Here is a 21,496-nt window from a genome sequence, read left to right as displayed (position 1 = left end):
CGGCGACGTGCGGCGGGGCGCCGCGGTGCTGGCGCAGACCGTGCCGTACCTGCCAGCCGCCGTCCACCTCGCCGTGGTTGACCCGGGAGTGGGCACGGCTCGTCGGGCGGTCGCCCTCGCCGCCGGGGACGGACTGCTGGTCGGCCCGGACAACGGGCTGCTGCTGGATGCAGCGGCGGCGCTCGGCGGGGTCCGCACGGCGGTGGAGCTGACGAACCGGGACTGGCTCGGAGCGCAGCGGTCCGCCACCTTCCACGGTCGGGACGTCTTCGCGCCGGTCGCGGCCCGGCTGGCGCTCGGTGCGCCGCTCGCCGACGCCGGCCCGGCCATCGAGCCCAGTACCCTGGTCCGGCTACCAGTGCCGCTGGTCCAGCCGGAGGCCGACGGGTTCACCGCCGAGATACTGACCGTGGACCACTTCGGCAACGTGCAGCTCGCGGCGTCGGGGGACCTGCTGGAACCACTACCCCGGTCGCTCCGGGGGTCGAACGCCAACCGGCGGTACGCGTCCGCACCTTCGGTGACGTGTCGCCAGGCGAACTCCTGATGCACGTCGACTCGGCTGGCCAGGTCGCGGTCGCAGTCAACGGTGGGCGGGCCGCCGACCTGCTCGGAGTGGCGCCCGGCGACCGACTGCGCCTCACCGCCGGCTGACGCCGGGCGCGACCGGGGTCAGTGCCGCAGGTGCAGCCCAAAGCCGGTGCGGCCGGCGAGCTCCACCCCCTCCTTCAGCCGTAACGAGGGGATCTCGTAGTCGCCGGAGTTCTGCTGTCGGAACGGGATCGGCTCAGTCGAATCCAGGGTGAGCAGGCGTTGCTTCCAGGCTTTGGCGACGTCCGAGTAGTCTTCGCTGGTCAACCGGTCGGCGCCGTAGAGCACGAACGGCGGCAGCACCTCGATGCCTGGGTGGTAGAGGATGCCGTGCTGGATCGGAAACAGGAGGTCCTCGATCGGGCCGTTGATCCCGCGAGCGCAGTAGTGCGACTCCGATCCACCGACGGTCACCGACAGCAGCGCCTTCCTGCCGGCCAGGGTGCCTTCGCCGAAACGGTCACCGAACCTGGTGTCACTGTGCTCGCCGACGCCGTACGCGAAGTGGGCGCTGAACACCCGGTCCACCCAGCCCTTGAGAATCGCGGGCATGGTGTACCACCACAGCGGAAACTGAAAGATGATCACGGCAGTTTCTCCTGCTCGGTGAGGACATCCGGGGTGAGTGTTCCGGCGTCGAAGGCGCGGCCTGAGTCCCGGGCGACCCGGAGCGGATTGGCGGCCTCGGGGCCATAGTCCGTGGCGTCCACAACCGCCTTCCAACTCATCGCGTACAGATCGCTGACCCGCACCCCGTGCCCGGCGGTCCGCAGGGTGGAGATGGCGAGGTCCTTCAGCGAGCCGTTGAGCGACTTCGGCTCCGGGTGGGCGTAGACAATCAGCGAGTTCATGGGGCTCCTTCGGATCATGGGTCTCAATCCTGGGCCCCTCGGCACCCCGACATTCAGGGGCACCGCTTCCTCGGACTGGATGTCCTGGTAACGGCAGGACCACCCATCCGCCAACATTCCAGTGATACTGGGAGGATGGATAGTCTCGCGGGCTTCCTACGGACCCGGCGTTCCCGGGTCGATCCGGCAACTTTCGGCATCCCCACCGACCGGCATCGCCGGGTCCAGGGGCTACGCCGCGAGGAGGTCGCGCACCTGTCCGGAGTCAGCGTCGACTACTACGTACGTTTGGAGCAGGGCCGCGCGACCCAGCCCTCCGACCAGGTCCTCGACGCACTCGCTCGCGTCCTCGGCCTCGATGAGACCGAACGCGGGCACCTGCACCGACTCGCCCGGCAACGCCGCCACCGCGCGCGGATGCCAGGTGGGCGGATCCGGCCGGAGTTACTCCGCGTCGTCGACCTGATGGCCGACTCACCCGTACTGATCATGAATCATCGGCTGGACGTGCTCGCCGGCAACCGTCTCGCCCGGCTCCTCTACGGCCTGCCGATGCCGGGCTCGAACACCGCCCGGCACGTCTTCCTTGAGGAGAGAGAGCGCGGCCTGTACGCCGACTGGGAGGCGTGCACCCTCATCGTGGTCGGGCACCTGCGTCTGGCTGCCGGCAAGTACCCCGAGGAGCCCCGCCTCACCTCGCTCATCGGCGAACTGGCGATGAATAGCGAACGCTTCCGCGGCCTCTGGGCACGTGCCGACGTACGCGCCCGCCCTTACGGGCGGCGGTCCTACCGGCACCCGCTGGTCGGGCTGCTGGAACTGCACCAGGAAAGCCTCGTACCCCCGGACGACTCCGGTGTGGAACTGCTGGTGCTGTCCGCCTCTCCCGGCAGCCCCAGCGAGGATGGGCTACGTCTCCTCGCTGGCCTGGACCGGGACGACGCGGCGGGCTGGCCTAGAAAGGGACGATTGGGCACTTCCAAACCCACCCCTTAGGTCCCATGCTGCAAATAAGTGCTCATACACCGTCTGTTCTGCGCGTCCACCGCCACGCCGAGGTGGCCGGTACCGCGCCCGACGCCGGGAGAGCCATGGACCTGTTCCGCAGACTCCGGATCCCCTGGGCCGAGCGACCCGCCACCGACCCGACGCAAGCCACCGCCAATGGCTCCGACCCGCTGGTGCCGGCAGCCCGGGGTACAGACGGCACCGCGACGGCACCGCCGACATCCGCGACGCCGGCCCCGGCAGCCGGGCCAGCACCAGCGACACCAGCCCCAGCGACACCGGGGCCAGCAGCGACGCTGGACCCGGCGGCGCTGCCCCGCTACTTCGGCCCGGTGCCGAACCACGCCCACAGTCCGCTGCCGATTCTGGACGATGATGGCGGCGTGGTGCCCGGCACCGGAATCCGCAAGTTCGTTGACCCGCTGCCCACGCTCGGCTCAGCCAACGACCCCGGCCGCCTGCCGGTGGCCGTACCCGACACGATCACCTACCCGGGGTGCGACTATTACGAAATCGGTCTGCAGGAACACGCGCAACGGCTGCACCGGGACCTTCCGGCCACCCGACTGCGGGGATACCGGCAGCTGAACCTTGGTACCGACTCGACCGGACACAACACTGTCGCCCCGCCGAATCGCCCGGTCCACCTCGGCCCGGTGATCCTCGCGCGGCGCAGCCGACCAGTACGAGTCAAATTCATCAACCAGCTTCCCACCGGTCGAGCCGGTGAACTGTTCCTACCGGTTGACCCGACCATCGACGGCGCCGGTCACGGGCCATTCCACGGGCCGGCACCGTACCCACAGAATCGGGCGGTGCTGCACCTCGCTGGCGCGCAGACCGGTTGGATCAGCGCCGGCAACCCATGGCACTGGATCACGCCCGCTACGGAGATCACCCCATACCCGACCGGTCCCGGGCTGACCCCCGTGCCGGACATGCCGCCGCCCGGCAGGGGGGCCACCACCTTGTACTACCCGAACGAGCAGAGCGGTCGGCTGCTCGCGTTCCACGACAACACCGTCGGGCTGGCCCGACTCACCAGCTATTCCGGACAAATGGGTATCTACCTCATCACCGATCCGGCTGAGGAGGACCTGGTCGCCGACGGGGTGCTGCCCGCCGACCAGATCCCGCTGGTCGTCGAGGACAAGACCTTCGTGCCCGACGACAGTCAGCTGGCCGCCACCGACCCGACCTGGGACCGCGACCGGTGGGGCGCGCGGGGCAGCCTCTGGCACCCACACATCTACCAGCCCCGGCAGAACCCCTACCGCGACGACGGCATCAATCCGACCGGGCGCTGGGACTACGGGCCGTGGACGCGAACCGCCGAGGAACTCGGGGCAGACAGCGCCGCCAGACCCAACGGCACCGAACCCAACGCCGTCAGGCCCGACGGCACAACCGAACCCAACGGCACCGGACCGAGGCCGGTCCCGAACCCCCACCACGACCCGATCGGCGACGACTCGGATGAACCGCCGCTGGCACCCGGCGTACCCCACCCATCGGCGGTACCAGCCGCGTACGGCGACACCGTACTGATCAACGGCGTCGCGTACCCCTGGCTGGCGGTCGAACCACGCACCTACCGGTTCCGCGTCCTCAACGCGTGCCTGGACCGCAGCCTGAACCTCCAGCTCTACCAGACGCGCTCCGCTGGCCCGATGTGGGACAGCGACGGCGGGCTGGCTGACCCGGACGCCGGCGAGGTTCCGATGGTGGCGGCGATTCCGGTGCCCGGCCGACCTGGCGGGTGGCCGACAGACGGGCGGGAGGGCGGGGTGCCGGACCCGCTCGCCGCCGGCCCCGACCTGGTGCAGATCGGCAACGACGGGGGCCTCCTACCGGCCCCCGCGGTGCTCCCCAACCAGCCGGTGACCTACCGATCCGACCGGCGCGACCCCACCGTGCTCAACGTTGACCGGCACACGCTGCTACTCGCCCCCGGGGAGCAGGCCGACGTGCTGGTGGACTTCGCCACCGTCGCCCCCGGCAGCACCGTGCTCCTCTACAACGACGCCCCGGCCCCGCTACCTGACCTCGACCCCCGCTATGACCACCACACCGAAGCCGCGGACCAGACCGCGGAGGGCGGGACACCACCGAGCCGTCCCGGCTATGGGCCGAACACCCGTACGCTGCTGCAGTTCCGGGTGAACGGCGTCCCGGCGCCCCGCTACGACCTGGCCCGACTCCAGGAGCGGCTACCTCGGGCGTACGCGGCCAGCCAGCGCCCGCCGATCGTGCCGCAGTCCGCCTACGACGCTGCTTTCGGCACCCACACGGCTCGGGAGACCACCGTCCCGGTACATGCCTCCACGGTCGCATTCACGCCGGCCGGAGACGTGACCCCGGTCCTGCTACTGATCGCTGTAAAGATCATCGAGCAGGTCTTCGAGCCCACGTACGGCCGACTCGCCGGCCGCTTCGGTGTCGGCCCGCCGCCCGGAGGGCCACTCACGCCGGCCGTGGTGCCGCTCGGCCCGACCGACCCAGCCACCGAGGTGGTGCCGGTCGTCGAGCCGGCGGCACCGGGAGGCTCGGCCAGCGATGGCGTGCAGCTGTGGCGGCTGCGCGGTACCAACCGGCAGACCCAGCCGGTCCGCCTCGACGGTGTCGACCTGCAACTGGTCAACCGAGCCGGTTGGGACGGCACACTCCGCCCACCGGCACCGAACGAGGTGGGCTGGAAACAGGTGGTCCGGGTCAACCCACATGAGGATGTGGTGGTCGCGCTGCGCCCGGTCGCGCCGCCCCTCCCATTCAAGATCGCGGACAGCGTACGGGCGGCGGAGCCACCCTCGCCGGGCGGCGTCCACCTCGGCGGGGCACCGCGCGACGGCGGGGCGGCGCCGGTGACCCACCAGCCGGTCAACCTGGGCTGGGAGTACCGCTGGCACAGCCAGCTCGCCGGCTATCGCGACCAGGGCCTGAGCCGGCCGCTGGTGCTGCGGGTCGCGCCGCAGGCCCCGACCGGACTGTCTGCGACCCCGGGACCCGGATCGGCCACCGCGCTGCCGGCGATCCTGCTCGCCTGGACCGGCAACAGCAGTCGGCCCGCCGCCACCAGCCACCAGCTCCAACGAGCCGTTGACCCGGCGTTCACCGCTGAGCTCGCCACGATCACGGTGGCTGCCAGCGCCACCCACTACACCGACGCGACCGTCACTCCCGGGGTGACCTACTACTACCGCATCCGGGCGGAGAACACGGTCAGCTGCTCGGCCTGGTCGAACTGCGTGCCCGCCTCGGTGCGGCTCACCGCCCCCACCGGCCTGGCCGCGGCGGTGCCGCCGGCGGCACCGCTACGGGTGGGGCTGCACTGGCGCAACCACTCCTTCGCCACTGGCGTTGACGTGCAGCGCGCCACCAACCCGACCTTCACCAGCGGGCCCGGCACCACGGCCATCAGTGTTGGGGACACCCATCTGGACACCGCTGTGGTGCCGGACACCCGCTACTACTACCGGGTGCGCACCACCTACCTGGGCGCGGCCTCACCGTGGTCCACGGTGGCGCAGGTAACCACACCGCCCCGGCCAGGCGTACCGGATGCGGTGACGGTCACCACCGCCACGTCCGCACCGGACACCGCGACGGTCATCCTCGGCTGGGCGGCGAGCGTACCCGCCGGTTCCGGCGCCGGATTCACCGTGCAGCGGGCCACGGACCCCGCGTTCACCCAGGATGTAGCCACCTTCACCGTGAACGGGCGGGGGTTCACCAACACCGGCCTGGCTCGCCGCGCCACCTACCACTATCGAATCCGCGCGTTCAACGTCGTCGGGATGTCCCCCTTCACCGCCCCGATCACCGTGACGACACCGGGCTAAGCGGCCTGGTTCGCACCGTCGACGACCAGGTCGTCGAGGAGTACGCCCAGGCGGTCGTGCCCCCTGGGTCAACGCCGTGCCGCACGGCACAGGCAGCCCGCCGGTGCGGGCAGCCCGGTCGATTCAGGAGGTACGGAAGGTGGGGTCGGTGGCGCGCAGCTCCGCCAATGCCGAAGCCACCCCGTGCAGCAGGTCGGTCGCCTCGGTGAGCCGGACCACCGCCGGTTCTTGGACGTCGGACCGTACGTTCTCGGCCACGTAACCAGCGGCGGCCGCCACCAGCCGTTCGTATGCCGCGACGCCGCTGTGTAGCTGGCCGGCGAGGGCCGTCCGGGCCTGCTCAAGCGGGGGCCGGGTCTCGGGCGGCGCGAACCGAATGGCCCGTTCGACGTCCGCGACCCGGAGGGCGAGGTCCCGCAGGGAGCGGTCGGCCGCGGCGGCCTCGGCGACCGCGGGTGCCGCCAGGCCGGTCAGCCGGTCCCGCAGGCCGGCGAAGGTCGAGCCGGCCCGATCCAGCCGGCCCCACTGCTCGGCGGCGCTGGTGCCGCGCAGCGCGACCCGGGACCGCACCCGGCGGACCTCGGCGAGTAGGCCGGAGCCGGCCGGGAGGCGCTGCACCGCCGCGACCAGCCGGGCCCGCGAATGGGCCGCCGCCTCAGCCGGGTCCAACGCCGGCGGCGCCGGCTGGGCGGCGAGCGCCCGCAGGTCGGCCCAGCGCCAGGCGGCGAGCACGATCGCCCCGCCCGCACCGGCGGCCCAGGCCGCGTCGGGCAAGCCCAGACCGGCGTACGGCGTCAGCACCGCCGCCGCGCCACCGAGCCCACCGGCGATGACACTCCACCGGCGGGCAGACCGCCGGCGGCGCCTCAGCCGCCGGAAGTACCGCGTCCGCTCGTCTGCCACGTCGCCTCCCCACCCGCGCCGCTCAGCCGGCGGCAGTGCTGTCCCCGGTGCCGCGTTCGCGGCCCAGAGTGGAGCGAATCTCGTCGAGCCGGGCCGCGGCGGCCGGGTCGGCGACCGGAGCGCCCTGCTGCTCGGGTCGGGTGACGGCGGGCCGCTCGGTGGTGCCGCGGAGCTGCTCCCCGGCCATGCCGGCACGGATCTGATCGAGTCGGGCGGAACCCGCCGCGTCGAGGGCGGCCTGCTGGATGTCGAGCATCTGTCCCTCGACCGAGTTGCCGGCGAGCTCGGCTCGGCCCATCGCGTTGGCGTAGCGCCGCTCGATGCGCTCGCGCACCTCGTCCAGGGTGGGGGTGGTACCTGGGGCGGTGATCGCGGACATCGACTCCAGCGACGCGGCGACGTTCTCCTGCATCTTGGCCTGCTCGAGCTGGCTGAGCAGCTTCGCCCGCTCGGCGAGCTTCTGCTGGAGAATCATCGAGTTGTTCTCGACCGCCTTACGTGCCTGCGCCGCCGCGCCGAGCGCCTGGTCGTGCAGGGTCTTGAGGTCTTCGGTGGCCTGCTCGGCGGTGACCAGCTGGGTGGCGAGCGCCTGGGCGGACTGCTCATAGCGGGTGGCTTCGGCGACGCTGCCCCGAGCGCGGGCCTGATCGGCCAGGACCAGGGCCTGGCGGGCGTTGCCCTGCAACCGCTCGACCTCGGACATCTGCCGGGACAGCTTCATCTCCAGCTGCCGCTGGTTGCCGATCACCGCGGCGGCCTGCTGGACGAGCAGCTGGTGCTGCCGCTGAGACTCCTCGATCGCCTGCTGGACCTGCACCTTCGGGTCGGCACGCTCGTCGAGTTTGGTGCCGAACAGCGCCATCAGATATTTCCAACCCTTGACGAACGGGTTCGCCATCTCCGCGGTATCCCCTCACTAGCGTCGCGGCCAGCCGCGACCTGGCCGGCCGCGACGGCAGTGGTTCCATCGTCGCAGGCGGATGCCAGTTTGGGCAGCCGCCGACAACGCAGCGGGCCACGTTCAACCCTACGCGCGCTCAGGCGGCGCAGACCACATCCCGGTCCGTCTTGCGAACCCGGGTGTGCAGGGTCGCCTTGAGCGGCGACTCCTGGCGGACCTGCACCGACACCGTGCCGTCCGAGGAGACCTGGCGGACCGACCGGCGGCCGGCGGTCTTGCCGTGGCTGGCGGCTGGGACCGGGGCGGGCTGCTGCCCGGTCGGCTCATCCTGGACCGGCACCAGCACCCCCGGCATCTGCTCGGCGAGCGCCACCGTGTCGCTCACCTCACGCAGCAGCTCGGAGAGGCGCGCGCCAAGCGCGTCACAGATGGCGGCCAGCAGCTCACTCGACGGTTCCTTGTGCCCACGCTCGATCTCGGAGAGGTAGCCGAGACTGACATTGGCGGCAGAGGAAACCTCGCGCAGGGTGCGGTGCTGCCCCTGCCGGCGTGTCCGTAGCGCGTCACCGATCAGCCGGCGTAGCAGGACCATCGCACCTCCCCTGGAGGAACACTCCGTGCCTCGACGACCCGGGGAATCCGGGCCCCGACCACCGGAACCTTCCCGCAACCGTACCCGGTGCCGGCCTGACCGACATACCGCCCCACCTGCCGAATCGGGCTGCGGGCCAGCGAGCCCACCAAGCGGCAACGCTGTCGACAAAGAGTGCCGACCGTATCACGGTCGGTGCAGCTATGCACCACCGCCGGCAGCGGGGGGCACCTCGGCCAGCTGCTCACCCAGCAGTCGAAGCGCCTGCACCACGGTGGCGGACCGGATGAGATCACGGCCCCCGCCCAGCTCCAGCCGCCGGACCGCGCTGCCGCTCGGACCGGCCACGGCCACGTAAACCAAGCCGACCGGCTTGCCGCCCTGCGGCCCCGGTCCGGCCACCCCGGTGGTGGCCAGGCCCCAGTCGGCGGCACACCGTCGCTGGCCCCCCAGCGCGAGCGCCACGGCCACGTCCGGGTCAACCGGACCGCGCCCGGCGAGCAGCTCCGCCGACACTCCCACCAGCTGGGACTTCAACTCGGTCGCGTAGGCCACCAGCCCACCGCGGTAGACGCTGCTCACCCCGGCGACCTCCACGATCGTGGCGGCGAGCAGACCACCGGTCAGCGACTCGACGGTGGCGAGCGTCTCCCGCCGCTTCGTCAGGTTGTGCACGACGCTGGCGGCCGGGCCCTCGGCCGGCCGCTCGCCATCCGCTCCCAGCCCCATGGGGGCTCCCCCTTCGGCCGGACCTGGTCAGCCCTCTTTCCGCCGCCGCAGACGCAGCGCCTGCGCCACGTAGTCGAGGCCACTGACCACCGTAACCGCCACCGCGGCACCCATGACCCATGGTCCGACCAGGTCGAGGGGCGCCGGCATGGGCCAGAGATACCAGACGATCGCGAGGGTCTGCAGGGCCGTCTTGATCTTCCCGCCCCGGCTGGCGGCGATGACGCCGTGCCGGATCACCCAGAACCGCAGCGCGGTGATGCCCAGTTCCCGAAAGAGGATCGTTCCGGTCACCCACCACGGAAGCTGGTCGTAGAAGGAGAACAGCAGCAGCGCGACTCCGGTGAGCGCCTTGTCCGCGATCGGATCGGCCACCTTCCCCACCGAGGTGACCAGGCCGAACCGGCGAGCGATCCACCCGTCCACCAGGTCGGTGAAGGCAGCCCCGACGAAGATCAGGCAGGCCACGATCCGCCAGCCGACGTGAGTCATCTCGGAGACGACCACCGAGACGGCGAAGACCGGCACCAACACCAGCCGCAGCAACGTCAGCGCGTTGGCGGCGTTGAGCACCGGCACCCGGGCAACCGCCGGGGCCGGCTCCGCCGCTCCGGTCATCGCCGCATCCCGCCGCCCCGGCCCCGCACCAGGTGCGCCGGCCGAATCCCCTGGACCCACCGTCACCGTGCCACGCCAGGAGCCGCCGAGATCATCGCATCCGGTACGGCGATCAAGTCCACACCCTCGGTAGCGGTGACCGTGCACTCAACCAGGTCACCGGGGCGCAGAGCGGTCAGGTCCACCCCGCCCTCGGGGGGCGCGACCAGGGTAGTCGAGCCGTCCACCTCAGGAGCCTGGTGCGCCGCCCGGCCTTCCACCACACCGCCGTCGACCGAGTCGACCAACACCTGCACCGTCGAGCCGAGCCGCTGCTCGGCCCGCTGCGCGCAGAGCTCGTCGGCGAGCGCGCTGAGCCGGTCGTAGCGGCGCTTGACGGTGGCGGCGGTGACCTTGCCGGGCAGACCGGCGGCCTCGGTGCCGTCCTCGTCGCTGTAGTCGAACACCCCGATCGCGTCCAGCCGCGCCTCCTCCAGGAAGCGGACCAGTTCCGCGACGTCGGCCCGGGTCTCGCCGGGGAACCCAACGATGAAGTTGCTCCGCGCACCGGCTTCCGGGGCCAGCGCCCGGATGCTGCTCAGCAGCTCCAGGAACCGATCGGTGGAGCCGAACCGACGCATTCGCCGCAACACCGTCTCGCTGGAGTGCTGGAACGACAGGTCGAAGTACGGGGCGACGCCCGGCGTGGTGGCGATCGCCTCTACCAGCCCGGGACGGGTCTCGGCCGGCTGGAGGTAGCTCGCCCGCACCCGAACGATGCCGTCCACCGCAGCGAGCTGGGGCAGCAGCTTCTCCAGTGCCCGCGGGTCGCCCAGGTCCTTGCCGTAGGAGCTGGAGTTTTCACTGACCAGCACCAGCTCCCGCACCCCGGTCCGGGCCAGCCACTCCGCCTCGGCGAGCAGCGCCTCCGGCGGACGGGAAACGAACGCACCGCGGAAGGCGGGGATGGCGCAGAAGGCACACCGTCGGTCGCAGCCGCTGGCCAGCTTGAGCGACGCGACCGGTCCGGTGTCGAGCCGACGCCGCAGCACCGGACGCAGATGCGCCGGCGTACGCTCGTCGACCTCGATCGGAGCGGATCGCACCCCGGGCTGCGCCCCGGCGGCCGGGGTGCCATGGCCCGGCAACGACACCGCCGCCTGGGCACGCCGTACCGGGGTGAGCGGTAGCAGCTCCCGCCGGTCCCGCGGGGTGTGCGCGTCAACCGCGGCTCCGGCGAGCACCGCTCCGAGTCGATCGGAGATGTCCGGGTAGTCGTCGAAGCTCAGCACCGCCTGCGCCTCGGGCAGGCTCTCCGCGAGCTCCCGCCCGTACCGCTCGGCCATGCACCCCGCCGCCACCACCTTCGCGCCGGTTTCGGCGGCGGCCAGTAGCGTCTGGATCGAATCTTGCTTGGCCTTCTCGACGAACCCGCAGGTGTTCACGACCACCACGTCGGCGCCTTCACCGTCGGTGGTCACCTGCCAGCCGTCGGAGTGCAACCGGGCAGCCAGTTCCTCGGAGTCGACCTCGTTGCGGGCGCAGCCCAGGGTCAGCAGGGCGACACGGCGGCCGTCGGCGGGTGCGGGAGGGGTGGCAGACACCATCCGAGGGTACCGGGCGTGGGTTGACCTCCCAGCAACCGCCAGCAACCGGCCTCGACGGGCTCCCGTCCGGGATCAGCCCGACACCACCGCGCCGGAGGTCGGCCCGCCACTGCAGCCATTCCGGCGAATCAGCCAGCCCACCGCAGCCACACCGGCGGGTCAGACCGTCGCGGCGACCCGGACCAGACGATCGAGCAGGAAGACCTCGGTACCGCCCAGACCGGTGGAGCAGAAGGCGGAGATCTGGTCCGCGCGGGTCCGGCCGGGCACCACCGCCGCCAGGACCGCACCCAGGTCGCGCAGCCGTCCGGCGTACGGGGGCAGGGCGGCGAGCATCGGTGGGGCGTACCCGGCGGCCTGGGCAGGTGAGTCGGTGACCAGCACCTCGGCCCGGTCCAGCAGATCTGGGCCGAACTCGTGCCGGTCGACCTGCTTGAAGCCCACCGCGTTCACGTGGGTGCCGGGCGCGAGGTCCGCGGCATCCACCACCGGGGTGGTGCTGGAGGTGGCGAGCACCACGATGTCCTGGTCGGCGACGGCCGCCGTCGCGGAGTCGACCGCCCGCGCCGGTACGCCCAGTTCGGCGCGGACCCGGTTGGCGAAGGCGGTACGCCGCGCCGCCGAGCGGCTGTGCACACGCACCTCCCGCAGCGGCCGTACCGCCGCGGCGGCCCAGACCTGCGCCCACGCCTGCCGGCCCGAGCCAACCACCCCGAGCGTGGCCGCGTCCGGGCGGGCCAGCACGTCGATGGCGACCCCGCCCAGCCCACCGCTGCGCCGGGAGCTCAGCTCCGCCCCGACCGCGACCGCCCGGACGCCGCCGGTGCGGGCGTCGTGTAGCACCACCACCGGTTCGCCGCCCGGCAGCCCGAAGGTGTCGTAGGAGCAGAGGCCGTACCACTGACCCACGAGGTGCCCGGCGGCCAGCATCATCCGACCCCCGTCCAGCGGCGCGATGGCTCGGGGCGGGGCGACCAGTCGACCTTCGCGGGCGGCGTGCAGCGCGTCCCGCATGGCGGCGACGGTCGTCGGGGCGTCGAGCGCGGCAGCGACCTCTGAGTCGCTGAGTAGCAGCGGCATGGACCGATACTGCAAGATAAAGTCAGGTTCAGCTCTAGCTACAGTGGCGAAGATCACCTTCGCCGAGCTGCTCCGCTGCGGCAGCTGCTACCGTCCGGCAATGGCCTGGATCGTGCTGGTGATCTCCGGACTCCTCGAAACCGCGTGGGCCATCGCCCTCGACCGCAGCGCCGGCTTCAGCCGGCTCGTCCCCACGATCGTCTTCGCCATCACGGCCGCGCTGAGCATGATTGGCCTCGCCTACGCACTCCGCGAGATCCCGGTCGGCACCGGATACGCGGTCTGGGTCGGCATCGGCGCGGTCGGTACCGCCGTGGTGGGGATGGTGGCGCTGAACGAGTCAACCAGCCTGCCGCGGATCCTCTGCCTCCTGCTGGTGATCGCCGGCGTGGTGGGCCTGAAGATCTACCACTGACGGCCGAACCGAGGCCAGGCCGACCCCGCCGGGCACAACGGCGGTCCCGGTCAGTCGTCGCCGCCGCGCAGGCCAACCAGAACCTCGGTCAACTCGTCCGGCTTCACCAGCACATCCCGGGCCTTGGAACCCTCGGACGGACCAACCACGCCGCGGGTCTCCATCAGATCCATCAGCCGACCCGCCTTTGCGAAACCAACCCGCAGCTTGCGCTGCAGCATCGAGGTGGAGCCGAACTGCGAGGTCACCACCAGCTCAACCGCCTGCACCAGCAGGTCGAGGTCGTCGCCGATATCCTCGTCGATCTTCTTCTTGCCCTCCTGGGCCACGGTGAGCACGTCCGAGCGGAACTCCGGCTCCCGCTGCTCCTTGCAGAACCGGACCACATCGGCGATCTCCCGCTCGGTCACCCACGCGCCCTGGATCCGAATTGGCTTGGCGGCACCCATCGGCAGGAAGAGGCCATCACCGCGACCGAGCAGCTTCTCCGCGCCCGGCTGATCCAGGATGACCCGCGAATCCGCCAACGACGAGGTGGCGAAGGCGAGTCGGGACGGCACATTGGCCTTGATCAGACCGGTCACCACGTCCACCGACGGACGTTGGGTGGCGAGCACCAGGTGGATACCGGCGGCCCGGGCGAGCTGGGTGATCCGGACGATGGAGTCCTCCACGTCCCGCGGGGCGACCATCATCAGGTCGGCCAGCTCGTCAACGATCACCAGCAGGTACGGGTACGGCCGCAGTTCCCGCTCGCTGCCGGGCGGGGCCGTGATCTCACCGTTGCGAACCTTGCGATTGAAGTCGTCGATATGCCGGACGCCGTTGGCGGCCAGGTCGTCGTAACGCATGTCCATCTCGCGCACGACCCACTCCAGCGAGTCGGCGGCCTTCTTGGCGTTCGTCACGATCGGCGTGACCAGGTGCGGAATCCCCTCGTAGCCGGTCATCTCGACCCGCTTCGGGTCGATCAGCAGCAGCCGCACCTCGTCCGGGGTGGCCCGGGTCAGGAGCGAGACCAGCAGGGAGTTCAGGCAGCTCGACTTCCCGGCGCCGGTGGCCCCCGCGATGAGGATGTGCGGCGTCTTCGCGAGGTTGGCCACCACATAGCCGCCCTCGATGTCCTTACCGAGCGCGACCACCATCGGGTGATGGTCGCTGGTGGCCGCCCGGGAGCGCAGCACATCGCCGAGGGCGACATTCTCCGGATCGGTGTTCGGGATCTCCACCCCGATCGCGCTCTTGCCCGGGATCGGGCTGAGGATCCGCACGTCCGGCGACTTCACCGCGTACGCGATGTTGCGGGAGAGCTGGGTGATCCGCTCCACCTTGACACCCGGGCCCAGCTCGACCTCGTACCGGGTCACCGTCGGCCCCCGGGTGAAGCCGGTGACCGCGGCGTCCACGTCGAACTGCTCGAACACCCCGGTCAACGCGGCGATCACCTCGTCATTGGCCCGGCTGCGCTTCTTCGGGGCGGCACCACTGCCCAGCAGGGTCGCCGGGGGCAGCGCGTAGTCGCCCGCCAGCCCGGTCAACGCGAGCTGCTCGGCCCGGGTGGGCAGCGGCGAGTGCTCCGGCGGCTCCGCCGGCTTCCGACTGGCCGGCACCTTCGCCGACGACTTGCGGGGCAGCACGAGAGTCTCCTGCAGATCCGCGCCCGCCAGGTCGTCGGCGAAGTCATCCGGGTCCGGCGTTGGTGGCGGCTTCCGCTTCGTCGTACGTTTGCGAACCGGCTTGCCGGTCTCCGCCGCGGCCTCCTCGGTGGCCTCCGCGCCGGCCGGGGCGCCGACCACCGTGCCGGCCAACAGACCGAGCCGCTCCGGAATCTTGTTGATCGGGGTCGCGGTAACCACCAGCAGCCCGAAGACCAGGAGCAGCAGCAACAGCGGTACGGCAACCCAGGCGGTCACCGCCCGCTCCAGCAGGCTGCCCACCCCCGCACCGATCAGGCCACCCGCGAAGTCCCGCTGCTCCTGCGAGGTCGGCTCCTGCCCGATGTGCAGCAGCGCGGCCGTAGCGACCAGCATGGACCCCCAGCCGACCGGGCCCCGCCCCCGGTGCTTCGCAGCGGTCTGCTCCCGCATCAGCCGCCAGGCGCCAATCATCAGCAGCACCGGCACCACGACGGCGATCGCACCGAGAAACAGCCGTACGGCATCGGCCAGCCGCTCCCCGACCGGTCCGGCCTTGGCAAACCAGATGCTGGCCGCGCTGAGCAGCGCGAGGCCGAGCACCAGCAGCCCGGCGCCGTCGCGCCGGTGCTCGGGGTCGAGGCCACGGGCCGCGGCGGCCTGCCGGCCAGCGGCGCGAACCGACCAGCCCACCCCGTGCGCGAGACCCATCCACAGTGCCCCGAGCGCCCGGCCCACGGAGCCGGCCGGGTTGGTGCGGGCCGGCGGACGACGCTTGGCGGCAGCGCGGGGCTTCTTCGCCGGCTGCCGGGCACGGTTGTTCGTGCTGCCTCGCGGCGACGCGCCGCGCCGCCGACTCGCCTGAGAGGTACGGCCCGCCATAGCATCAACCTAGCGGCGGTACCCGGCGGATCGCCGCTATTCCAGGTCGTGTCTGCGCGTCGGCACGCGAATCCGCCGCCGGTCGTGATATTCGCCTCAGAAGGGATGCCGCATGGCGTCGCCGACCGGGGACATTCCGGACCGCCTCCTGGGCGGCTACCCGGGCGCCCTGAGCCCACTCAGCGATGAGCTGATCGCCACCGTACTCACCCAGCGGGGATACACGGTGGAGACCGACCCGGCCGGGGAGCTGGTCGGCCGGTGGGCCGACAGCCTCATCTGGTTCCTGCGGCCCGGGACCGCCGGCGAGCTACTCCAGGTTCGCACCGTCGTGGCACCCACGTTCGCGATCGAGTACGTTCCCACCCTGCACGCCTTCTGCAACGCCTGGAACCACGACCGGCTCTGGCCCAAGGCGTTCGTACACGTCGAGGATGACGGGCGGGCGCGAATCTGCGGGGAGGTCATCACCGACCTCGAACGCGGCGTGACCCCGCACCAACTCGACCGGCTCCTCGACCGCGGTATCACCACCGGCTGCCAGCTCGCCGCCGAGGTGGCGCGGCTGCCCGGCGGGGTGCGGTCGTGATCGGGCAGCCCGGCGGCCGCGGGCTGGAGGAGTTCGGCTGGGCGGGGTGGCCACCGCGCCGCCAACGACCCGGGCGGGACGGCCGTCCCCTCGCCGAGGAGCTGGCCGACGCCCGGGACTCCCCCGACGGCGAGGCCCGCAGCGCCGAGCTGGAACGGATCGCGGCGCGCGCCGACGCCGCCGGCGACGACCAGTCGGCGCTGGACGCACGGCTCGCGCTAATCGAGACCTACCTGCTCGACGAAGGGCGGTGGCGCCTGGTCGAGCCGGTCCGCCGCTGCCTCGCCGCCGTGGACCGGCGGCCCGACCTGCTGCCGCCCGACGGTCACGAAACCCTGGCCCGCTACCGGCGGTACGCGGTCGAAGCCCTGCTCGGCAGCCCGCGTGGTGGCCTGGACCAGGCCCGGTCTCTCCTCGACGACCTCGGCACCACCGACACCGCGACCGCCGCCGAACTCTACTGCCGGATCGCCGACCACCTCGGCGACGAACCGACCGCCCGGTCCTGGTACGACCGCTGGGTAGCGGCGCCCGCCACCCCGGCCGACGGCTGCCTCAGCTGCGCCGCCGTCCGACGGGCGGAGCTGCTCGCCGGGTGGGAGGAGTGGTCCGCCGCGCTGGACGTCCTGGCCGGTGTGGACCCGGACGACTGCACCGGAGCACCCGAGCGGGGGCTCGCCGCGGGGATGCTGCCGTGGCTCCGCGTCGGCGAGACCGAGTCGGGCGCGGCGGCGCACGTGCGCGCGTACCAGCGGCACCGACGCGAACAGGCCGGCTTCGCGCACCTCGCGGCGCACCTGCGCTTCTGCGCGCTCAGCGGGAACCCGGTCCGCGGGCTGGCCCTGCTCACCGAGCAGCTACCCCGGCTGGATCGGGCTCCCGACGAGTTGTCCGCGATGGAGTTCGCCGCCGCCGGGGCGCTGGTGTGCGGGGTCGCGGTCGCCGCCGAACTCGGTGAGCAGCAGGTCCGCCGCCCCGCGTACGGGCAACGGCCCGCGGCCGACCTGGACGTCGCCGCGCTCGGGGCCACGCTGACCGACCTGGCCACCGGGCTCGCCGGCAGCTTCGACGCGCGCAACGGCACCGGGCACCAGTCCGGGCGGGTCGCGTCCTGGCTGGACGAGCGGGGCGCAGCCGAACGGGCCCTGGCCAACCCGGCGGCGCTGCCGTTCGAGAGCCCGGACGACGACGAACCCGACCGCGAGCCGGACGACCAACCGGCCGACCAGCCCGCCCCGCTCAGCCTGGCAGCGATCACCAACGCCCTGGACCGGCGCGGCGACCAGTACGTCCTGGATGCCACGGACACCGTCGTGGGGCGCTGGGGTGAGGCGCTGATCCAGGTACGGCGGGCCGGTGAGCGCGGCGAGGTCCTGCACGTACGCGCCGTGGCCAGCCGCCGGTTACCGGCCGATCGACGCGCCGAGGCGTACGCGTTCTGCAACGCCTGGAACCAGGACCGGCTGCTACCGACGGCGTACGTGCACGACTCCGGCGCCGAGCTGGTGTTGGCCGGTGATGTCAGCACCGACCTGTCCCACGGGGTCGCGCCCACCCAGCTGGATGTGCTGCTGGCCGCCGCAGTACGCACCGGCTCGGCGTACGCCGACGCGGTCGCGGAGCTGCCCTGACCCGGGCCGGCTCCCCGACCTCGCCACGCCTCGGCTCAGACCTCCACCACGTTCGGCACGATCATGGGCCGACGGCGGTAGGCGTCGTTGACCCACCGCCCCACCGTGCGCCGCACGATCTGCTGCAGTTGGTGCGGGTCGGTGATGCCATCGGAGGCGGCCCGGTTGAGCGCCTCGGTGATCAACGGCACCACCGGGCTGAACGCCTCCGGATCCTCGGAGAAACCCTTGGCGGAGACGGTCGGCCCACCGACCACCTTCCCGGTGACCGAGTCGACCACCACGGTGGCCGCGATGAAGCCGCCGTCGCCGAGGATCCGCCGCTCGGTGAGCAGCGACTCCGACACGTCCCCGACGGCGAGGCCGTCCACGTAGACGTACCGACTCTTGACCTGCCCGACCAGGCTGGCCCGCCCCTCGACCAGGTCGACCACGTCGCCGTCCTCACAGAGCACCACCCGATCGGCGGCGACGCCGGACTCGATGCCCAGCCGGGCGTGGGCGCGCAGGTGTCGCCACTCCCCGTGGACCGGCATCAGGTTGCTCGGCCGAACGATGTTGAGCAGGTAGAGCAGCTCGCCAGCGGGGGCGTGCCCGGAGACGTGCACCTTGGCCACGTCCTTGTGCACGACGACGGCACCGGCCCGGGCAAGACGGTTGATCACCCGGTAGACCGAGGTCTCGTTGCCGGGCACCAGCGAGGAGGCGAGCACCACGGTGTCGCCGGGGGCGATGGTGATGTGCCGGTGATCGCCGCTGGCCATCCGGCCCAGCGCGCTCATCGGCTCACCCTGGCTGCCGGTCGACATCAGCACGATCTGGTCGGGTGGCATGCTGGTGGCCTCGTCGAGCCCGACGACCAGACCGGGTGGGATGTTCAGCAGACCGAGGTCGCGGGCGATGCCCATGTTGCGCACCATCGACCGGCCGATCAGGGCCACCTTGCGACCATGCTCCACCGCGGAGTCGAAGACCTGCTGGACCCGGTGCACGTGGGAGGCGAACGACGCGACGATGATCCGGCCCCGGGCCTTGGCGAAGATCGAGTCGAGCACCGGGCCGATCTCCCGCTCCGGCGTGACGAAGCCGGGAATCTCGGCGTTGGTGGAGTCGGACAGGAGCAGGTCCACCCCCTCGGCGCCGAGCCGCGCGAAGCCGGCCAGGTCGGTGATCCGACCGTCCAGCGGGAGCTGGTCCATCTTGAAGTCACCGGTGTGCAGCACCAGACCGGCCGGGGTACGGATAGCCACGGCGAGTGCGTCCGGGATCGAGTGATTGACCGCGAAGAACTCACACTCGAAGGGGCCCAGCTGCTCCCGACCCCCCTCCCGCACCGTCAGCGTGTACGGCTGGATCCGCCGCTCGGCGAGCTTCGCCTCGACCAGGGCGAGGGTGAACTCCGAACCGACCAGCGGGATGTCCGGCTTGTGGGCGAGCAGATACGGCACCGCACCGATGTGGTCCTCGTGACCGTGCGTGAGCACGATCGCCTGCACGTCATCGAGACGGTCCAGGATCGGGGCGAAGTCGGGCAGAATCAGATCCACACCCGGCTGCTCCACGTCCGGGAAGAGCACGCCGCAGTCAACGACCAGCAGCTTCCCGGCGTACTCGAAGACGGTCATGTTCCGACCGATGGCGCCGAGCCCGCCCAGCGGGATGATCCGCAGCCCGCCCTCGGGCAGCGGCGGTAGCAGTTCTGTCTCGATCCGCGCCTCGGTCACGCGTTCACCTCATTCTGCGACGCCGTCACCGGGCGTCCGTCGTGTCGTTCGTTCATTCAGGGAGGTCCAGGCCCGCCGCCGCGCAGTCGGCGCGGAGCTGGGCAAGCTGGTCGGCGGTAGCGTCCACCAGCGGGGATCGGACCGGACCGGCGGGCAGTCCCTTCGCCGCCAGGCCGGCCTTGACCATAATCGTGCCCGGGGCCCGGAAAATGCCCGTGTACAGCGGCAGCAGCCGCCGGTGCAGGGCGAGCGCGGTGGCGTTGTCCCCCGCGTCGAACGCCCGGATCATCTCCTGGGTCTGCGCCCCGGTGAAGTGGGTCGACGTGCCAACCACCCCGACCGAACCCACCGCCAGCGCGGGCAGCAGGAGCGAATCCTCGCCGCTGTAGAAGGCCATACCGGTCCGGCTGGTCACCCAACTGGTGGCGGTCAGGTCGCTCTTGGCGTCCTTCACCGCGACGATCCGGCCGTGCTCGGCCAGGCGCACCAGCGTCTCGGTCTCGATCGCCACCCCGGCGCGGTGCGGAATGTCGTAGAGCATCACCGGCAGCTCAGTGGCGTCTGCCACCGCGGTGAAGTGTCGCACCAGGCCCGTCTGCGGCGGCTTGCTGTAGTACGGCGTCACCACCAGCAGGCCATGCGCTCCGGCCTTCTCCGCGGCAGCGGCCAGCTCGATGGTGTACCGGGTGTCGTTGGTCCCGACCCCGGCCACCACCTTGGCTCGATCGCCCACGGCCGCGACCACCGTCTGGATCAGGCGTTCCTTCTCCGCGTCGGTCGTGGTCGGCGACTCACCGGTGGTGCCGTTGACCACCAGCGCGTCGTTGCCCTGCTCGTCGACCAGGTGGTTCGCCAACCGGGCCGCACCGTCCAGATCGAGCGCACCGTCGGCGGTAAAGGGCGTCACCATGGCCGTGAGCACCCGCCCGAACGGCCGGGAGGCCGTCCGGGGCGGAGTGTCGGGGAGGTCACTCGTCATGCGTCCAACCTAGCGGACGGCCTCCGAGCCCCCGACGGGGAAGGGCTCAGGACACCTCCGCGTGCGGGCTGGCCGCCACCTCGGTGCCGTCGGGCAGGGAGGAGATCACGAAGTCGTTGAAGACGCTCGGGGCCACCCCCTGCAACTGGCGGAGGCACTCCACCGCCAGCTCGCGGATCTCCACGTCGGCGTGCTCGGTCGCCCGCATGCCGATGAAGTGCCGCCACGCCCGGTAGTTGCCGGTGACCACGATGCGGGTCTCGGTGGCGTTCGGCAGCACCGCCCGCGCCGCCTGCCGGGCACGCTTCCGCCGCAGGGTGGCATTGGGCTCGTCGGTGAAGCGCTGCTCCAGGCCCTCCAGCAGTTCGGTGTACGCCCGCACGCTCGCCTCGGCGGCCTCCACGAACCGCTTGTGCAGCTCCGGGTCGTCGGCGATCACGGCCGGCTCCACCATCGCCGCGTCCCGCTCCGGCACGTACCGCTGGGACAGCTGCGAGTACGAGAAGTGCCGGTGCCGGATCAACTCGTGGGTGAGCGACCGCGACACCCCGGTGAAGTAGAAGCTCACCGAGCTGTGCTCCAGCACGCTCAGGTGGCCCACCTCGAGAATGTGGGCGAGGTAGCCGGCGTTGGTCGCCGTCGCCGGGTTTGGCTTCTTCCAACTCTGGTAGCAGGCCCGGCCAGCGAACTCCGCGAGCGCCTGCCCCCCGTCGGCGTCAGTCGACCACCCAACGTCGTCTGGGGCCGCAAATTGGGTCCACGCAATGAGCTTGACCTGGGGCTGCACCATGTCCGGCATTCCTGCGACTGTAGTGGCGCGACCGGCGCCGACGGAAATCGGACCCCGCAGTCGGCGAAGATCAGGCCCGGCCACAGCACTCCCCATGCCGGCCGAAGGCGCACCGCGCGCACAAGCGCACCGCGCGCACAGGCGCGGCGGGAGT

16 protein-coding genes and 2 pseudogenes are annotated in these 21,496 nt (G+C 71.7%); 6 read left to right on the top strand and 12 right to left on the bottom strand.

The genetic code is table 11. The features are described from left to right. A pseudogene (locus tag K228_RS25670) lies at positions 1 to 654 on the top strand (SAM hydrolase/SAM-dependent halogenase family protein); the annotation flags it as partial. Between the two features lie 18 nt (positions 655 to 672). On the opposite strand, the pseudogene K228_RS25665 reads toward K228_RS25670, so the two are convergent. After that, positions 673 to 1,442 (bottom strand): annotated as a pseudogene (locus K228_RS25665) (NAD(P)H-dependent oxidoreductase). 135 nt (positions 1,443 to 1,577) lie between these two features. Between K228_RS25665 and K228_RS0115260 the strand changes: the two are divergent. Both K228_RS0115260 and K228_RS0115255 read left to right on the top strand, forming a co-directional pair. After that, positions 1,578 to 2,438, top strand: coding sequence for a helix-turn-helix transcriptional regulator (locus K228_RS0115260; protein WP_025619220.1), 861 nt, complete (start codon positions 1,578 to 1,580; stop codon positions 2,436 to 2,438). 5 nt (positions 2,439 to 2,443) lie between these two features. Next, complete coding sequence (locus tag K228_RS0115255; RefSeq protein ID WP_188116206.1) at positions 2,444 to 6,289, top strand: hypothetical protein; 3,846 nt, start codon at positions 2,444 to 2,446, stop codon at positions 6,287 to 6,289. Positions 6,290 to 6,412: 123 nt separating this feature from the next. Here K228_RS0115255 and pspM read toward each other — a convergent pair whose 3' ends face one another. From pspM to K228_RS0115220, 7 genes are all read right to left on the bottom strand, one after another. Beyond that, positions 6,413 to 7,192, bottom strand: a complete 780-nt coding sequence (pspM, locus tag K228_RS0115250; protein WP_025619218.1) for a phage shock envelope stress response protein PspM — start codon at positions 7,190 to 7,192, stop codon at positions 6,413 to 6,415. 22 nt (positions 7,193 to 7,214) lie between these two features. Continuing rightward, the gene (locus K228_RS0115245; RefSeq protein WP_025619217.1) at positions 7,215 to 8,090 is read right to left on the bottom strand and encodes a PspA/IM30 family protein; all 876 of its coding nucleotides are present in this window, start codon (positions 8,088 to 8,090) and stop codon (positions 7,215 to 7,217) included. A 139-nt stretch (positions 8,091 to 8,229) separates the two neighbouring features. After that, the gene (locus K228_RS0115240; RefSeq protein WP_025619216.1) at positions 8,230 to 8,685 is read right to left on the bottom strand and encodes a helix-turn-helix domain-containing protein; all 456 of its coding nucleotides are present in this window, start codon (positions 8,683 to 8,685) and stop codon (positions 8,230 to 8,232) included. 201 nt (positions 8,686 to 8,886) lie between these two features. Beyond that, positions 8,887 to 9,414 (bottom strand): CinA family protein, encoded by a 528-nt coding sequence (locus K228_RS0115235; protein ID WP_025619215.1) that lies wholly within the window; start codon positions 9,412 to 9,414, stop codon positions 8,887 to 8,889. A 27-nt stretch (positions 9,415 to 9,441) separates the two neighbouring features. Beyond that, positions 9,442 to 10,032, bottom strand: coding sequence for a CDP-diacylglycerol--glycerol-3-phosphate 3-phosphatidyltransferase (pgsA, locus tag K228_RS0115230; protein WP_025619214.1), 591 nt, complete (start codon positions 10,030 to 10,032; stop codon positions 9,442 to 9,444). A gap of 62 nt (positions 10,033 to 10,094) precedes the next feature. Beyond that, complete coding sequence (rimO, locus tag K228_RS0115225) at positions 10,095 to 11,618, bottom strand: 30S ribosomal protein S12 methylthiotransferase RimO (RefSeq protein WP_025619213.1); 1,524 nt, start codon at positions 11,616 to 11,618, stop codon at positions 10,095 to 10,097. A gap of 159 nt (positions 11,619 to 11,777) precedes the next feature. Beyond that, positions 11,778 to 12,698 (bottom strand): ornithine cyclodeaminase family protein, encoded by a 921-nt coding sequence (locus K228_RS0115220; RefSeq protein ID WP_025619212.1) that lies wholly within the window; start codon positions 12,696 to 12,698, stop codon positions 11,778 to 11,780. A 100-nt stretch (positions 12,699 to 12,798) separates the two neighbouring features. Between K228_RS0115220 and K228_RS0115215 the strand changes: the two genes are divergently transcribed. Then, a complete protein-coding gene (locus tag K228_RS0115215) occupies positions 12,799 to 13,113 on the top strand; it encodes a DMT family transporter (RefSeq protein WP_025619211.1) in 315 nt (104 codons plus the stop codon). A gap of 50 nt (positions 13,114 to 13,163) precedes the next feature. Here the strand turns inward: K228_RS0115215 and K228_RS0115210 are convergent, their stop codons facing one another. Further along, positions 13,164 to 15,629, bottom strand: coding sequence for an FtsK/SpoIIIE family DNA translocase (locus tag K228_RS0115210; protein ID WP_025619210.1), 2,466 nt, complete (start codon positions 15,627 to 15,629; stop codon positions 13,164 to 13,166). Positions 15,630 to 15,741: 112 nt separating this feature from the next. Between K228_RS0115210 and K228_RS0115205 the strand changes: the two genes are divergently transcribed. Together K228_RS0115205 and K228_RS0115200 are read left to right on the top strand one after the other, a co-directional pair. Next, complete coding sequence (locus K228_RS0115205; protein WP_025619209.1) at positions 15,742 to 16,218, top strand: type III secretion system chaperone family protein; 477 nt, start codon at positions 15,742 to 15,744, stop codon at positions 16,216 to 16,218. Next, complete coding sequence (locus K228_RS0115200; RefSeq protein ID WP_025619208.1) at positions 16,215 to 17,849, top strand: type III secretion system chaperone family protein; 1,635 nt, start codon at positions 16,215 to 16,217, stop codon at positions 17,847 to 17,849. Before K228_RS0115205 ends, K228_RS0115200 begins: the two co-directional genes overlap by 4 nt. 35 nt (positions 17,850 to 17,884) lie before the next feature. Here the strand turns inward: K228_RS0115200 and K228_RS0115195 are convergent, their stop codons facing one another. The 3 genes from K228_RS0115195 to thyX are packed head-to-tail and all read right to left on the bottom strand — an operon-like array spanning position 17,885 to position 21,342. Continuing rightward, positions 17,885 to 19,573, bottom strand: coding sequence for a ribonuclease J (locus tag K228_RS0115195; protein ID WP_025619207.1), 1,689 nt, complete (start codon positions 19,571 to 19,573; stop codon positions 17,885 to 17,887). Positions 19,574 to 19,625: 52 nt separating this feature from the next. Further along, positions 19,626 to 20,552 carry a 4-hydroxy-tetrahydrodipicolinate synthase gene (gene dapA, locus K228_RS0115190; protein ID WP_025619206.1) on the bottom strand — a complete coding sequence of 309 codons (927 nt, stop codon included), beginning with the start codon at positions 20,550 to 20,552 and terminating at the stop codon, positions 19,626 to 19,628. A gap of 46 nt (positions 20,553 to 20,598) precedes the next feature. Then, positions 20,599 to 21,342, bottom strand: a complete 744-nt coding sequence (gene thyX / locus K228_RS0115185; RefSeq protein ID WP_025619205.1) for an FAD-dependent thymidylate synthase — start codon at positions 21,340 to 21,342, stop codon at positions 20,599 to 20,601. Positions 21,343 to 21,496 lie beyond the last annotated feature (154 nt).

Origin of the sequence: Salinispora cortesiana (genome assembly GCF_000484695.1) — a bacterium.
Taxonomy (GTDB): domain Bacteria; phylum Actinomycetota; class Actinomycetes; order Mycobacteriales; family Micromonosporaceae; genus Micromonospora; species Micromonospora cortesiana.
The sequence above is the reverse complement of the archived record's forward strand: the minus strand, read 5'-3'. Positions and strand labels throughout refer to the sequence as shown.